This is a genomic window from Flavobacteriales bacterium, from assembly GCA_026129465.1.
Taxonomy (GTDB): Bacteria; Bacteroidota; Bacteroidia; order Flavobacteriales_F; family PHOS-HE28; genus PHOS-HE28.
Window position 1 is genome coordinate 1,739,560 of the sequence record JAHCIA010000001.1, and the last position, 15,934, is coordinate 1,755,493.

Sequence of the window (15,934 nt, forward strand, 5' to 3'; positions counted from 1 at the left end):
GGCCTCAGCTCCCATCTATCTTCGCCGCCATGGAGCGACCCGGCCGCCGGTGTCCAGTTTGCGGCCAGGCGGGCGGCGTGGCGTTGCCCCGTTTCAGCGGCCATCATCTCCTCCGATGCCGGAACTGTGGCATGGTGTACGCCGGTCGCACCCCCACCGAGCAGGAACTCGACGAGATGTACGCCACCTATCCGGTGCGTACCGAGCTCCCCCCGCTCACACGTAAGCGCTACCACCAGTTGCTGGACGGCTTCGCGTCCTTCAGGCGCACCGGACAGCTGCTCGATGTGGGGGCCGGCAGCGGCTTCTTCCTGGACGTGGCCCGGGAACGCGGCTGGACCGCGCATGGTACCGAGTATGACCCTGGCGTGGTGGAAGCCTGCCGCGCGCGGGGGCTGCACATGGAGCAGGGTGCGCTCGATCCGGCCAACTACCGGCCCGGCATGTTCGATGTGATCACCAGCTTCGAGGTGCTGGAGCATCTCGTCGATCCGGCGCGTGAGGCGCGCCATTTCCACCATCTGTTGCGGCCCGGCGGCCTGCTCTACATCACCACGCCCAACTTCAACGCACTGAGCCGATGGTTGGCCGGTGCCACATGGACGGTGGTGAACTACCCGGAGCACCTCAACTACTTCACACCGCGCACCCTGCGGATCCTCATGCGCGGCGCCGACCTTCCCCGGGGGAGGATATCCACCACGGGCATCAGCGTGATGCGCGTGCGCGCGAGCCGTACCGGAGTGGCGCAGGACAATACCGACATGGGCAATGATGACCAGCGCCTGCGTGCACGCATCGAGGGCAACCTCCTGCTGCGGATCATGAAGTCCGGCATCAACTTCCTGCTGGACATCACCCGCAGGGGGGACACCATCAAGCTGCGCATGGTGCGGCCTCAGTGATGGTAAGGCCGGCCATGGAGGATGGTGAGCGCCCGGTAGAGCTGCTCGGCGAGTATCACCCGCACCATCTGGTGGGTGAAGGTCATGGGCGAGAGGGCCAGGACCAGATCGGCGCGCTGCCGAACGGGGTCGTCCAGGCCATAGGCACCACCGATCACGAAGGTCAACTGGCGCACGCCGCTGTCGCGCCAGGCACCCAATCTGCCGGCGAAGGAACGGCTGTCCAGCAGGCTGCCCCGCTCGTCCAAGACCACCACACGCTCATGGGGCGACAAGGCGGCCAGCAGACGCGCGCATTCCACACGACGCTGGTGCGCTTCATCCCCGGTGCCCGCATCAGGCACCACCACCTCCTCCACCGGCACCATTCGCTTCAGCCGGCCCAGATACTCCGCCACCCCCTGGGCCACTGGTCCCCGCTCCGTGCGGCCCACCATCAACAGCCTGATCCTCATGGCGCAAAGGACGGTGTTGGAAGCCAGCCGGACATTCACCAACTTGGCTCGGTATTTGACCCCTCCGCGCGACCCATGAAGACCCGGATGAAACGCTTGGTATTCCCGATCCTCCTGCTGGCCACGGCGCCTTTTGCCATGGCCCAGGAAGCCGTGAAGGACAAGGTGGTGGAGGCCATGAAGCAGGGCAACTCCCGCGAGTTGGCGGCCCACTTCATCCCCAACATCGACCTCACCGTCAAGGACAATTCCGACGTCTACAGCAAGGCCCAGGCGGAACAGATCCTGAGGAAGTTCTTCAACGACCATCCGCCCGTGGACCTGGTGATCGAGCACAGCGGCGTGAGCAAGTTCGGCGACCAGTACTTCATCGGCATCCTGCGCACACGCACCGGCTATTTCCGGGTGACCTTCTTCCTGAAGCGCACCGAGACCGAGCATCAGGTGAAACAGCTCCGCATCGAGAGCAGCAAGAACGACTTCTGACCGTGCTGCCCCCAGGAGCCGAGGAAGCGATCGACAGGGCATTGGCCGAGGACCTCGGCGGCGCACCAGCGATCTGGAAGGACCACACCACTTTCGCGACGATACCACCCGAAGCGCGCGGCGCGGCCCGCCTGGTGGTGAAACAGGATGGCCTGCTCGCCGGGGTGGAGATCGCCGCCGCCGTGCTGGCCAAGGTGGATCCCGCGCTCAAGATGAAGGCCTATCTGACCGACGGCGCCCATGTGAAGGCCGGTGACATGGCCTTCACCGTGATGGGGCCGGCACGTGGCATCCTCATCGCCGAACGCACCCTGCTCAATTTCATGCAGCGCATGAGCGGCATCGCCACGCTCACACGCCGTTTCGTGGATGCCGTGGAGGGCACCGGTTGCCAGGTGCTGGACACGCGCAAGACCACCCCCGGTCTGCGTGCGGTGGAAAAATGGGCCGTGCGTATCGGTGGCGGCATGAACCACCGCATGGGGCTCTTCGACATGGTGATGATCAAGGACAACCATGCGGACATGGCCGGTGGCATCAGCAAGGCCATGGCCGCAGTGAAAGCCTACCTGGCCAAAGAGGGCCTTGATCTGCCGATCGTGGTGGAAACGCGCGACCTCAAGGAGGTGGAACAGGTGCTCGAGGCGGGTGGCGCCTCGCGCATCCTGCTGGACAATTTCGAACCTGAACTTCTGCGCAAGGCGGTGAAGCTGATCGCGGGCCGGGTACCCACGGAGGCCTCCGGCGGCATCACGCTGGAGAACGTGCACACCTTTGCCGCCACGGGTGTGGGCCACATCTCCACGGGTGCCATCACCCACAGCGCCGTGGCGCTGGACCTGAGCCTCAAAGCCCTGTAGGACCATGGTGGAGCGGATAAAGCGGAAGGTGCTCTACTCGCGGCCTTTCCGCCGCCTGCTTGGCTGGTCGCGCCGCATCACGCCCCCGGGCTTCGAGGGCTTCAGCATCCTGGAGATCTCGCGATTCTTCTTCTCCGCGCTCACCCAGGGCCACCTGATCACCAGGGCCTCGGCCATCTCCTTCAAGCTCTTTCTCGCCTTCTTCCCGGCGGTGATCGTGCTGCTCACGCTGATCCCCTACGTGCCCATCGCCGATTTCCAGGACCGCCTGCTGGACACCTTTGAGCAGATGATGCCCCTGGAGGTGTTCCGCTTCATCGAAGGGACGCTGGAGGACCTGGTGGTGAAGAAGCATGGCACCCTGCTTTCGGTGAGCTTCTTCCTTGGCCTGTACTTCGCCAGCAACAGCATCGACGCCATCCTGCAGGGCTTCAGCGGAAGCACCAACCTGGGGGGCTGGCACAGCGCCATGAAACAGCGGCTGCTGAGCCTGGGCCTGCTTTTCGCGCTCACCCTGCTGGCCGTGCTGGCCGTGCCGGTGCTCACCCTCAGCGGCATCATCATCCGCTGGGTGAACGAGCTGGGCGTGTTCACCGGCGAGCTTCAGGTGTTCGCCCTGTTCGCCGCCAAGTGGCTCGTCTCCATCATGCTGGTGATCTTCGCCGTGTCGCTGCTCTACAACGTGGGTGATCCGCACACCAAACGTTTCCGCGTGTTCACCCCGGGCAGCATCCTGGCGGTGGCCCTCATCCTGCTGGTGTCGCAGGCCCTGGCCTTCTTCTTCAGCAACATCACCAACTACAACGCGCTCTACGGCAGCATCGGGGCCATCCTGGCGGTGCAGTTGTGGATCTACCTGAACATGATCGTGTTGCTGATCGGCTACGAGCTCAACATCAGCATCACCCGGGCGCGTTTCAAGCACAGCGAACGGTTGGAATTGCGGCGGCGGCGGATGGCCTGAGCCGGGATACCTTCGGGGCGACCATGATGCGCACACTTCCGGTCCTGATCCTCCTGCTGCCTGCCACATTTTCCATGGGCCAGCGGTTCGACGCCAAACATCCGCCCAACACCTACCGCAACGCCGACAATCCCGAGTACTGGCGCAACAGGCCGCCACACCCCGGCTATTGGCAGCAGGATGTGCACCACCTGATCAGCGCGCGGATCGATGACGAACGCGATCTGCTGGAAGGCAGGATGACCCTGCACTACCACAACAATTCGCCGGACACGCTGCCCTTCGTGTTCTTCCATCTTTACCAGGAAGCCTACGTGAACGGCTCACACCTGGAGGAGCGGATGACCGCCAGCGGAGAGAACATGCGGCGGTACCGGAACATGCCCTACGCGGGCACAAGGGTGGAGTCGCTCACGGCGGAAGGCGCACCGGTGCGTACCGAACAGGACAACACCGTGATGAAGGCCTGGCTGCCGCGCCCACTTCCGCCCGGTGGTACCGTGACCTTCGAATGCGGTTTCACCACCCACTGGGCCATGGGGCTGCCGCGCCGCATGAAACTGTTCAACGCGTGGGGCCAAAAGCACTACGATGGCGTGCACTGGTATCCACGGATCGCCGTGTACGACCGGCGCAAAGGCTGGGACACGGACCAACACCTTGGCCAGGAGTTCTATGGCAACTTCGGCACCTTCGACGTGGAGCTCGACCTTCCGCACCACTACATCGTGGAAGCGACCGGCTGGCTGCAGAACCGCGATGAAGCGCTGCCCGCCGATCTGCGTGCCAGGCTGGACATCTCCAACTTCAAGGACAAGCCCTGGAACGAGAAACCCTCGGTGGTGATCGAGCCCGACCCCACGCAGCGCAGGGTGTGGAAGTACCACGCCGAGAACGTGCACGACTTCGCCTTCACCGCCGACCCCACCTACCGCATCGGTGAGGCGGAATGGAACGGCGTGCTGTGCGTGGCCGTGGTGCAGGAGCCGCATGCCAGCGGATGGCAGAACGCCGCCAGCTACACCGCGGACATCATCCGCGTCTTCAGCGAGGACTTCGGCATGTACGCCTACCCCAAGATGGTGGTGGCCGATGCCCGTGACGGCATGGAGTACCCGATGCTGACGCTGGACAGCGGCCGCGACCCCGACTACCGCGGGCTGCTGGTGCATGAGGTGGGGCACAACTGGTTCTATGGCATGCTCGGCAACAACGAGACCTACCGCGCTTTCCTCGACGAGGGTTTCACACAATTCCTCACCGCCTGGGGACTGGAACGCATCGATGGCGATACCATGGTGACCGACACGCCGAAGAGCCGATACGCCGCACGCTACCTGCCACCCGCACTGGCCCGGGAAGAGGAGGTCTACTACGGCTACCAGCGTGATGCCGTACGCGACGGGGTGCCGCCGATCGACACGCACAGCGACGAATTCGGACACTATACCAGCCGAGGTTATGGCGGCTACGGCCACGTGTACAGCAAGACCGCCGTGATGCTCTACAACCTGCAGTACACGCTGGGCGACTCCCTCTTCCGCTCGGCCATGAGGCACTACGTGGCCAAATGGCGGACCTGCCACCCCTACCCGGAAGACATGCGCCGCAGTTTCAGCGAACATGCCGGCACGGACCTCGACTGGTTCTTCGACCAATGGCTCGGCACGGACAAACGCATCGACTACGCCATACGCCGGGTGACACGCCGCAACCGGGATGGCGGGCAGAACATCCACCTGCGCCGCAAGGGTGGCATGCAGATGCCGATCGATCTGCGCGTGACCGCCAAGGACGGCAGCATCCACGACTTCCACATCCCCAACACCTGGTTCGAGAAGAAGACCGACGCGAAAGTGCTGCCACGCTGGATCGGATTCGATGATCTGCGCCGCGATCACGTGGTGCAAGTGGACATCCCCACCGGCATCGAGCAGGTCTCCATCGATCCCACGAACCGGCTGGCGGACGCCTACAAGCTGAACGATCACCTGCACCCGCCGCTGAGCATCACCTTCGACCACCACCTGCCCACCCGCCCGGACCGCCGCGGCTACGAAGGTTTCGTGCGGCCCGACCTCTGGTGGAACGGTTACGACGGCGTGAAGGCGGGTGTACACTTGAACGGCTCCTACATGCGCCACAAGCACAAGGTGCATCTGAGCGCCTGGGTGAACACCGGCATGGGCCAGCACCTGCCGCCCAACAATCCATCCCTGCTGGTCGACTCCATTCCCGGCAATACCGACACAGGTTATGACGCCATGTCGTTCAACTTCCGCTACGAGAATGGCACCGAGAAGATCCTCCGGGGCTCGCATGTGTTCGTGCATGCGCGTGCGCTCGATGGCCTGCAACGCTATGGCGCAGGCTGGCGCTGGGAACTTCCGAACGGACGCACCGAAGTGCGTGCCGAAGTGCTCTACTTCTTGCGGCGCGACAGCACCGACCTGACCTACCTGCTCCATCCCGGGCACTGGGAATTGGACCAGCTCAATGGTGCGGTGGACCTGAGCCTGCGTCACCGTTACAACTACGACTTCGGACAGGGCGCGTTGAAGCTGGAGACCCGAAACAGTTCGGTGGGATCGGCCAACGCCTATGCCCAGGTGCGGGGCATAGCGGTGAACTACAATGACCTCGGTCCCATCCAGGTGCGCACGCGCGGTTTCGCACAATTTGGCACCGGCGCCACGCCGCGTGAGAGCGCGCTCTACCTCGCAGGAGCATCGCCCGAGGACATGATGGAGAACAAGTATGTGCGCAGCATCGGCTTCGTGCCCTACGACTGGTTGGGCTACGGCGCCGATGTGAACCACTTCCACCACGCCGGTGGCATGGGCCTGCGCGGCTATGCGGGCTATGTGGCGCCCGAGAACTCGGGTGATGGCGAAGTGGTGCTCACCTACGTGGGCAATACAGGCCTCAGCGCCAGTGGCGAGATCGATCTGGACGGACTGGTGAAGTGGCGGCCCGGCAAACTGGCGCGCTACCTCCACATGGACGTGTATCTCTTCGGTGATGTGGGCGTGATGGGATACCGCGTGGAACGGGATGGCCGCGAACAATTGCGGCTGGCCCAGCCCCGTGCCGATGCCGGCGCCGGTGTGGCGCTCACCATCAAACGGTTCGGGCCGCTGGTGGACATCAAGCCGCTCACGATCCGCTTCGACATGCCGCTGCTCCTCAGCGCGCTCCCCGATGGCCAGGCCGACCATCTCGCCTTCCGCTATGTGGTGGGCATAGGCCGAACCTTCTGAACACCCCGCCCATGCGCTCCCTTTCACTCCTTCCCGCGATCCTCCTGTGCGGTGCCGCCTTGGCACAGTCCGTCACGGGCCGTTGGACCACCATTGATGACAACACCGGCAAACCCCGCAGCGTAGTGGAGATCACCGAGCGCGAGGGCAGACTCAGTGGCCGCATCGTGGAACTCTACGAAAAGGAGAAGCGCGACAAGCTCTGCGAGAAATGCCCCGACGACCGCAGGAACAAACCCGTTGCCGGACTGGAGATCATCCGCGACATGGTGCGCAGCGGCAAGGAGTGGGGCAAGGGCACCATCCTGGATCCCGAGACGGGCAAGATCTACGACTGCAAATTGTGGATCGAGGATGGCAGGCTGAAAGTGCGTGGATATGTGGCCTTCTTCTTCCGCACGCAGACCTGGGTGCGGGAGGTGAAGTGACGCCCTCAGCCTCGACGCAGCACACGCGAGGCCACCTGGCCCAGTTCGGGGACCAGCCCCAGCACATGTACCACGGGCCAGTAGGCCAGGGCGATCAAGGCGCTGCGCAGGGCGATATCCACCAGGGGCTGGCCGGTGAGCGGTATCCAGGGTAAGACCAGCGCGATGGCCGCGATGAGCAGGAGGGCCCCCACGGTGCGCAGGCCGAAAGGCCAGAGACCATAGCGCCAGCGCAACCAACCGGTGCGGAAGGCATTGACGAGAACAAGCGACAGCAGCGTGGCCCAGGCCGCGCCGATGATGCCCATGCTGCGCACGAGGAAGAAGTTCGCCACCGCGTTCAGCACCAGCAAGGCGAAACTGGAGAGCGCATCGAGGCGGTAGGAGCGTGACATGGAAATGATGCCCATGTTGAGCCCCACCATGCTGTTGAGCAGATAGGCCAGGCCCACCACCCAGGCCACGCCCGCCGCCCCGGAATACTCGGCGGGCAGCAGCGTGAAGAGGTCGTCGATGCTCATCCACATGAGCAGGAAGAGGAAGCCGCTGACGACGGTCTGCACGAGTGAGGAGCGCACGTAGATCTTGCGCAATGCCGGCATGTCGCGGCGCTTCCAGGCGTCGGCCACGGCGGGCATGGCGGCCTGGTACAAAGCGCGGCCCGGTGCGGCGATCACCGATCCGAAGTAGAAGGCCACCGAGTAGTAGGCCACCTGCTTGAGACCTTCGCCCAGCAGGGCGCCGATCATCAACTGGTCCATGTTGCCGAGCACGATGCCGGCCAGGCTCGCCGAGAGCGTGAAGCCGCTGTAGGTGGTCATGCTGCGGCGCAGGCGGCCCGGCAGCCAGCGTTCCTTCAGCCCGGGGGTGAAGTGCCCTGAGCGCCACAGATCGGCCACGAGCAGCAGCGTGCACAGCAGGAACACACCGGTGTACAGCGCCATGAAAACACCGAAGTCCATGGGGCGCCAGGCCTGATGGAGGATCAGCAGCATCTGCAGCAGGCGCAGCAGGAACTCGCGGATGAAGGTGGGCTGCACCGTTCGCCGCAAGGATCGGCTGTAGGCGCGCAGCAGGATGAAGAAGATCTCGCCGAAGACCAGCGGCAACAACAGCAAGCCATACCGGTCCCACAGGCCGGCGCGGTCATTGAAGATCTCCGTGAAGGTGCCGTGCAGCAGGGCCAGCACCAGCATGGTGGCCAGGCCGGTGGCCGTGCCGAAAAGCAGCAGCATGCCCAGCAGGCCGCGGTGCCGCCGCAACGGATCGCGGAAGTAGGGGAAGAATCGGATCACGGTGTTCTCCGCACCGAGTTGCGCCACCTGGGCCACAATGGTGACCATGGCCACCAGCAGCCGTGTCAGGCCGAACTGGTCCGGCTGTAGCACCTTGGGATAGAGCAGCACCACATTGACGAAGCCCAGACCGATGCCCATGTAGGTGAGCACCGTATTGGTCATGGCCTGCCGGGCGATGGGACCCATGTGCGGCAAGGTACTCAGGTGTCCGAAGCACTGTTGGCGATGAGTGCCGCGAGGCGCGCGGTCAGGGACTCACGCGTGTAGCGCCGGTGCGCATCGCCTTGCACGCGCAGGTCCTCTCCCGCCAAATGCCGTCGCAGCATTCCGGCAAGGTGCGCGTGCAGCTCGTCCTCCATGGTACGATCGAACATCCTGCCCGCGTCGCACTCCCGGATCACGGTGTCCACATCGCTCCCCACAGGACCGATGGCCACGATGGTCCTCCGCGACGCCAGGTACTCGAAGAGTTTGCCAGGCAGCACCTGTTCCACACCGGGCGCATCGGGCAGCACCAGAAGGAGCACGTGCGCGGCATGCATGGCGGACAGCGCGGCGGCGTGGACCACCGGCGGAGACCAGGTACAGTTAACCCCTGCCGCCCGGGCCATCGCCTGGATGAGCGGATCGATCGCGCCCACGCCGTGGAAGGTGATACGTGCCTGTGGGCTTTCACGTGTCACTCGGCCCAAGGCTCTGAAAAAGACCGCTGGATCGTAGCTCGCCGCCATGGAGCCCACATAGGTGATCCGGAATTCCCCCTCGGGTGGACCGGGCGCTGAGGTGGGCAGATCGGCCGCGTCGTACCCGTTGGGGACCACATGGATCCGTTCGCCCGCATCAGCGCCGTATCGTCCGGTCAATGTCCGCTTCAGCGAAGGCCCGGTGGTAAGCAGCACATCGGCGGTGCGCACCACGCGCTCTTCCCAGGCGGCATTGCGCCGAGCGGCCCAGGCGCCTTGCATAAGCTCGCGGGTGTACCACATGTCCGTCCAGGGATCGCGCAGATCGGCGATCCAGCGCAACTGAGGGAAGCGCTTCTTCAAGGCCAGGCCGATCAATTGCGCACTGTGCGGTGGTGACGAGATGACGACCGCGTCGAAGTGCCCTTGCCGCAACAGATCGGTGGCGGCGCGCACGGCATGGCGCACCCAGCCCCGCCGTGCGTCGGGGATGAAGAGATTGCCGCGCGACCAGCGCAGGCCACGCTTGAAGAGGCCGGGCGGTGGCTCACCGGCGAATCCCGCCCGGGGCACCACCTCACCGCCGAAGACACGCGCCAGGAAGCGCAGTGGCTCGAAGGAGCGTGTGCGCACCACTTCGATGTCATCCGGCACATCAGCGCTCAACGAAGGGTCCAGCACCGGGTAGGCCGCGTGCTCCGGATCCACGGTGAGCACCGTGGGCCGCACACCGTGGCGCGAGAGGTACTTCACGAATTTCAGCGGACGCTGCACCCCCGCTCCTCCGCTGGGCGGCCAGTAGTAGGTGATGATCAGCGCGCGTTTCATGCCGCGGCATCGCGCCTGCGCCAGAGTCCCCAGGCGGCGAGTCCCAGCCAAAGCAACAGCAGGGCCCCGCCGGCCATGGCGGTGGTACCGCTCAGCGCGTAGGCCCGCGATTCCAGCTTGAAGACCACTTCATGCTCGCCCGGCGGCACCACCAGGCCGCGCAGCACGTAGTCCGCACGCTGGTGATCCGCAGGTTGGCCATCGATGTAGGCTTTCCAATCGGGGCCGTACCACATCTCGCTGAAGACCACGGCACCGCCGGTGTTGGAACGCACCGTGTAGGCCAGACGATCGGTCTCGTAGCGGTCCAGTGTGGCCGTGGCACCGGGATCCACCGTCGATGGCAGCGGACCGAACGCTTCCCGATCACGTTCATGCACGAGCACCGTCACCGCGGGATCGATCGTGCCCAGCAGGGTGATCTCCTCGTCGGCATCCTTCGCGAACCGCACTTCCTGCACGAACCAGGCGTGGCCCAGCGCATTCAGGTTGCGGATGGGCGGGCGCTCGGTACTGTAGATCAGATGCCCCGCATTGAGCATGTTGAGCACACCCTCCTGCGCGAGCAGACTGTCCATCGCCGGCAGGGAGGTGCCCGCTTGCAGCAGGCCGCCCACACGCTGTATGGCCGGCCCCAGGTGGAACTCGATCAGTTCCTGGTAGCGCTTCAGCTTCGCCCCATGGTAGCCGCCCAGACTGCGGTGGAAGTAGCTCACACGCCCATCGTTGAAAGGATTCGCCAGGGTGAGGACACGGTGGTCGGCATGGCGGCGCAGTATGGCGAAACGCAGCTGCGTATCTTCTTCCTTGCTCACCATCTTGTTGCGACCATGCTCGCTGGCCTTTCGCTGCTTGAGGCGCTCCAACGCTTCGGCGAAGGCCGCCTCGGCCGCTGGTGTCCACCCCTCTTCCAGGATGGCGAGGTCTGCGGCGTTGGGCTTGTGCGGGATGTCGTAGGTGGAGCGGTCCTCCCACTTCTCATAGCGGCCCTGCGCCTTCTCGTTGTGGACGTAGCGCTTGTCCACCGTCCACAGGTCCGCAAGCATCAGCGTACCGATGCCGCCGATCAACACCGGTGCGCCGATGACCTTGCGGCCGAAGAGCAGCAACAGCACGGCCGCCGCCAGCACGAAGCCGAGGCTGCGCCACACATCGGAGGTGAAGATGGCCATGCGCACCTGCTTCAGACCATCGATGAAGGAGAGGAACATGGCCTCCTGGCCTGGGCTGGCGTCCATCTGCTCGGCGAAAGCATCACGCTCCTGTGTACTGAGGAACTCGAAGAACGCACCTGGTGCCACCGCCATCACCAGCAGCAGGGCGACCAGGCCGCCCATGACGATGATCGAGCGCCGCTCGGCGGTCTTGTCCAGGCCACCTTGCTTCACCAAGCGATCCAAGTAGAGGATGCCGAGCAAAGGCGCGGCGAGCTCCACGATCACCAGGATGATGGTCACCGCGCGGAACTTGTCGTAACCGGGCACATGATCGAGGAAGAAGTCGGTGAGCGGCATGTAGTTGCGGCCCCACGAAAGCACCAGCGTGAGGACAAGCGCCGAGAAGAGCGCGTATGCGAGTGTGTCCTTCCACAGCGCGAGGCCCGCCAGCAGGTAGACCATCAGCAGCGCGAAGGCCAGCGCCGGCATATCGATCCGAAGCAGGACCAGCAGCACGGGTACCGCGGCCAGGGCCCACCAACGGGCACGTGCCTCGGCCTGGGCAAGCATCAGCAGCATGAGCAACACCACGATGGCGCCGAGATAGACCGGACCGGAGGTGAAGCGCTGATCGCCCCAGTAGCGGTTCATCTGGGCCACGTTCTGGCGGAAGCGCGGATCGCTCTTCGACAGCAATGCCGGGTCGTTGCCGATGAGGCTGGTGGCGCCGCCCTTCGCATCGGGCACGAGCAGCGTGAAGCTTTCCTGCACGCCGTAGCTCCAATCGGTCACATAGTCGCGATCCAGGCCCTTGGTGCGGATGTCATCGGCGGGCGACCCATCGGCCTTGATGGTGAGTTCACTGGCACCGCGCGTGGTGTACTTGCCGTACTCCCAAGTGCTGTAGAGCAGGCCCGCGTTGAGTACGAGCGCGATGCCCACGGCGATGATGCCTATGCCCGACCGCTGGGCGAAGTCGGCCACACGCCCTTCGCGGATGAAGCGGACCGCTTCGGCCAGCACGAAGAAGAGCAGCAACAGCCCCAGGTAGTACGTCACCTGCACATGGTTCATGGCCACCTCCAGCCCCAGGAAGAGCGCCAGCAGCGCGCCACCGAACCACATGCGGCCGCGGTAGAGCATCCACAGGCCGCCGAGCACCATGGGCATGTAGCCGATCGCGTGGGCCTTGTTGTTGTGGCCGGCCTCCAGGATGATGAAGAAGTAGGACGAGAAACCGAAGGCCACCGCACCCACGATGCAAAGCCAGGGATCCACACGCAGGATCCACAACAGCACGAACATGCCCAGCAGGTAGAGGAAGAGGAAGCTGGCCGGGCGCGGCAGAAAACCGTGGAAGAGGCGATCGGCGGCGTGCAGCACGCTGGGTGCCCAGTCCACCGCGATCTGGTAGGCGGGCATGCCGCCGAACATGCTGCCGGTCCACAGTGGCTCCCGGCCGGTGAGTTCGCGGTGCTCCTCGATCTCGCGCGCCATGCCCTGCCATTGCTTGCGGTCGCCCTGCACCAACTGTTTGCCCTCCAGCATGGGGCTGAAGTACAGGAGGCTGAGCGTGTAGAACAGGGCCAGTGCGGCGAACACCGGCAGCAGCTTCTTCCAAGGGATGGCTTTCATGCGTGGGGGTCGGTATCGCTGGCGGGAGTCGTTGGGTCGCGATCACTTCACTTCCTCGTAGTCGGCATCGCTCACCTGGCCTTCGGAACCACTGTTGGTCCCCTTGCGGCCTGGAACGGGTTCAATGCGCACATCGCCCTTGGGCCGCCCATCAGGCTCCGACCAGCGGTGGTCGCGCTTGCGGCCGCTTCCGACCCTGTTCCGCAGCAGGCGCAACACCACCCAGATCAACAACAGGATACCGATGATCCGCAGGGTGCCGGTGAGGCTCGCTTCGATGGTGGTCATGCTGGCGGCCAAAGATAGCCGGGGCCTACATGGGAGGCGGGATGATGATGGAAGAGGCCGATGGCCACTGGGTTCCCGTACCTTCGCGCCGCGTCCGCTATTGGCGGACCACAGCCACACGCGCTCCCAAGCGCCCATTCCCCTCCCCTTCCCATGGCGTCCTTTGATGCGCTGGGCCTCCGGCCCGAACTCCTCCGTTCCCTCCACGACATCGGTTTCACCGAGCCCACGCCGGTGCAGGCACAAGCCATTCCCCTGTTGCTGACCAGCGAGAAGGATGTGGTGGCCCTGGCCCAGACCGGCACGGGCAAAACGGCGGCTTTTGGCCTGCCCCTGCTGGAGTATGTCGACCCGCAGGACCGCCGGACGCAGGCCCTGGTGCTCGCACCCACCCGCGAACTGTGCGTGCAGATCGCCGGCGACCTGGAGAAATTCGCCCAGCACCTGAAAGGAACGCGCGTCACAGCCGTGTATGGCGGTGCCAGCATCCGCGACCAGATCCGCGCCATCGCGCGGGGCACACACATCATCGTGGCCACCCCGGGCCGCCTCCTGGACCTGCTGGGCCGCGATGCCGTGGACCTCACCGGCGTGGATACCGTGGTGCTCGACGAGGCCGACGAGATGCTCAACATGGGCTTCCAGGAGGACCTGACGGAGATCCTGAGAAGCACGCCGCCGGAGAAGCGCACCTGGCTCTTCAGCGCCACCATGGGCCGGGAGGTGCGCGCCATCGCCAAGGGCTACATGCGCGAGTTCCAGGAGTTGCAGGTGGGCGAACGCAACACCACGGCCAGCGCCATCGAGCACCAGTACGCCGTGGTGCATGCCCGCGACCGTTACGCCGCACTGAAGCGGTTCGTGGACGCCGACCCCGCGCTCTTCGCCATCGTCTTCTGCCGCACCAAGCACGAGACCCAGGAGCTGGCCACCGCGCTGATCAAGGACGGCTTCAACGCCGACGCCATCCACGGCGACCTGAGCCAGGCCCAGCGCGACCATGTGATGGGCCGGTACCGCGCCCGTTCGCTGCAGCTGCTGATCGCCACCGATGTGGCCGCGCGCGGCATCGACGTGAGCGATGTGACGCACGTGATCCACTTCGACCTGCCCGGCGAGGCCGAGAGCTACACCCACCGCAGCGGCCGCACCGCGCGCGCCGGTCGCAGCGGCATCTCCCTCAGCATCATCGGGGTGCGCGAGGTGAACAAGGTGCACCAGCTGGAGCGCATGCTGAAAACGCACTTCAAGTACGTGCGCGTGCCAGGCGGTGGCGACATCGGCAAGGCGCAGGTGGTGGCCTACATGCACAAGCTGCTCAATGTGGAGGTTGACCGCGAAGCGCTGGCCTCCATACTGCCCACGGCCCACGCGGAACTGGCCGCCTTCAGCAAAGAGGAATTGATCGAACGTTTCATGAGCGTGGCCTTCAACCGCCTCATCACCCAGTTCCGCGACCTGCCCGACGTGAACGTGGACATGAGCCGCAAGGACCACACCGTGCGCACCGAGCGGCCCAGCAGCCGCGAGCGCTTCAGCACCGGCCGCCAGCTCTTCATCAACCTGGGCACCGCGGACGGCTTCGACAAGGGCCGCATGCTGGGCTACATCTGCGGCATCAGCGGCATCGGCGGCGAGCACATCGGCCGCATGCTCATCAAGGACGTCTACGCGTTCGTGGACATCGAGCCGGACTACTTTGAGCAGGTGCACCGGGCCTTCCAGGGCGCCAACTACAAAGGCCGCAAGGTGCGGGTGGACGAGGCGCAGGGTCCCGGGCAGGGTGGCCCACGCGGCGGACCCCGGCCTGATGGACCACGCGGTGGTGGCGGCTACAAAGGTGGCGGAGGATCCCGTGGCGGCCCGCCCCAGAGCGGCGGCTACAAAGGCGGTGGCTACAAGAGCGATCGCCCGCAAAGTGGCGGCTACAAGGGTGGGTACGAGAAGAAGAAGGATTTCTACGAGCCCAAGCGGAAGTTCCCGAAGAAGTAAGGGCGGCCTCCCGTACTCACAAGTTCCGCAACGCCTCTTTCACACTGAGCGGCGACAAGGTCGCAGACCTGACCAAGGACTTCACCGCCTGTGGATCGGTAGCACCGTATTCGCGCAGCGCCCAGCCGATGGCCTTCCGGATGAAAAAGTCCGGATGCGCCGCATGACGCCGGATGTTCGCGAAGAGCACCGCCTGATCGGTTTCCGTCCTCCACTTCAACTGGAACAGGATGGCCGCGCGGTTCAGCCATAGGTCCGGACTCTCGATCCAGCGCTTGTTCCAGGGGGCGATCGCATCCGGATGCCGCTTCAGCACCACGCCCACTACCTTGCTCGCCAGCAGGTCCACCGTATCCCACCAGCTCCTGGTGGTGATCAGCTCCTCCAACAACGGCAGGTGCCCAGGTCCGAGCTTCTTCGCCAGGCGCACCAGCAGGTCCACGGCGCAGTAATGCCATTCACGCTCGCGCTGCGCGAATGCTGAACGGGCGATGGCCGGAAGCTCCTCCATCGGCGGCGGCCCGTACCGATGGATGTGCGCTTGGAGCAATGCCCGGCGCTCAGGCGTCTTGATGCCGAAGAAGGGCGCGATGTCCTTCATGTAGGCGCGCATCGCCACCGCGTTGTCCGCACGCGCATGGCCTGCCAGCAGCGGCGCCAGGGGCTTCAGCCAGGGATGCGGGGTGGCCGGCATG

Annotated in this window: 13 protein-coding genes; 7 read left to right on the forward strand and 6 right to left on the reverse strand. The window is 64.9% G+C overall.

The genetic code is table 11. From position 1 onward, the window contains the following. Window positions 1-131: 131 nt before the first annotated feature. On the forward strand, window positions 132-905 hold the full coding sequence (locus tag KIT10_07390; protein ID MCW5899079.1) for a class I SAM-dependent methyltransferase: 774 nt from the start codon (window positions 132-134) through the stop codon (window positions 903-905). On the opposite strand, the gene KIT10_07395 is transcribed toward KIT10_07390, so the two are convergent. Further along, a complete protein-coding gene (locus KIT10_07395) occupies window positions 899-1,360 on the reverse strand; it encodes a 23S rRNA (pseudouridine(1915)-N(3))-methyltransferase RlmH (protein MCW5899080.1) in 462 nt (153 codons plus the stop codon). The genes KIT10_07390 and KIT10_07395 overlap by 7 nt on opposite strands. 87 nt (window positions 1,361-1,447) lie before the next feature. Here KIT10_07395 and KIT10_07400 point away from each other — a divergent pair, with 87 nt between their 5' ends. Genes KIT10_07400 through KIT10_07420 form a run of 5 tightly spaced genes read left to right on the forward strand, consistent with a single transcriptional unit; the run spans window position 1,448 to window position 7,358 of the window. After that, window positions 1,448-1,846, forward strand: a complete 399-nt coding sequence (locus KIT10_07400) for a DUF4783 domain-containing protein (protein MCW5899081.1) — start codon at window positions 1,448-1,450, stop codon at window positions 1,844-1,846. Window positions 1,847-1,851: 5 nt separating this feature from the next. Further along, window positions 1,852-2,706 (forward strand): carboxylating nicotinate-nucleotide diphosphorylase, encoded by an 855-nt coding sequence (gene nadC / locus KIT10_07405; protein MCW5899082.1) that lies wholly within the window; start codon window positions 1,852-1,854, stop codon window positions 2,704-2,706. A 4-nt stretch (window positions 2,707-2,710) separates the two neighbouring features. Further along, window positions 2,711-3,670, forward strand: coding sequence for a YihY/virulence factor BrkB family protein (locus KIT10_07410; GenBank protein MCW5899083.1), 960 nt, complete (start codon window positions 2,711-2,713; stop codon window positions 3,668-3,670). A 23-nt stretch (window positions 3,671-3,693) separates the two neighbouring features. Continuing rightward, window positions 3,694-6,930 carry a M1 family metallopeptidase gene (locus KIT10_07415; GenBank protein ID MCW5899084.1) on the forward strand — a complete coding sequence of 1,079 codons (3,237 nt, stop codon included), beginning with the start codon at window positions 3,694-3,696 and terminating at the stop codon, window positions 6,928-6,930. Window positions 6,931-6,941: 11 nt separating this feature from the next. Next, window positions 6,942-7,358, forward strand: coding sequence for a DUF2147 domain-containing protein (locus KIT10_07420; protein ID MCW5899085.1), 417 nt, complete (start codon window positions 6,942-6,944; stop codon window positions 7,356-7,358). Between the two features lie 5 nt (window positions 7,359-7,363). On the opposite strand, the gene KIT10_07425 is transcribed toward KIT10_07420, so the two are convergent. The 4 genes from KIT10_07425 to KIT10_07440 are packed head-to-tail and all read right to left on the reverse strand — an operon-like array spanning window position 7,364 to window position 13,247. Further along, entirely contained in the window at window positions 7,364-8,842 is a 1,479-nt protein-coding gene (locus KIT10_07425) for a hypothetical protein (protein ID MCW5899086.1), read from the reverse strand. 14 nt (window positions 8,843-8,856) lie between these two features. Then, window positions 8,857-10,167: a glycosyltransferase family 4 protein gene (locus tag KIT10_07430; GenBank protein MCW5899087.1), complete on the reverse strand. Its 1,311-nt coding sequence runs from the start codon at window positions 10,165-10,167 to the stop codon at window positions 8,857-8,859. Continuing rightward, window positions 10,164-12,959 (reverse strand): hypothetical protein, encoded by a 2,796-nt coding sequence (locus KIT10_07435; GenBank protein ID MCW5899088.1) that lies wholly within the window; start codon window positions 12,957-12,959, stop codon window positions 10,164-10,166. The genes KIT10_07430 and KIT10_07435 overlap by 4 nt, the downstream gene beginning before the upstream one ends. A 42-nt stretch (window positions 12,960-13,001) precedes the next feature. Continuing rightward, window positions 13,002-13,247, reverse strand: a complete 246-nt coding sequence (locus KIT10_07440) for a hypothetical protein (protein ID MCW5899089.1) — start codon at window positions 13,245-13,247, stop codon at window positions 13,002-13,004. A gap of 153 nt (window positions 13,248-13,400) precedes the next feature. Between KIT10_07440 and KIT10_07445 the strand changes: the two genes are divergently transcribed. Beyond that, a complete protein-coding gene (locus KIT10_07445; protein MCW5899090.1) occupies window positions 13,401-15,239 on the forward strand; it encodes a DEAD/DEAH box helicase in 1,839 nt (612 codons plus the stop codon). 16 nt (window positions 15,240-15,255) lie between these two features. On the opposite strand, the gene KIT10_07450 is transcribed toward KIT10_07445, so the two are convergent. Then, window positions 15,256-15,933, reverse strand: coding sequence for a DNA alkylation repair protein (locus KIT10_07450; protein ID MCW5899091.1), 678 nt, complete (start codon window positions 15,931-15,933; stop codon window positions 15,256-15,258). Window position 15,934: the final 1 nt, after the last annotated feature.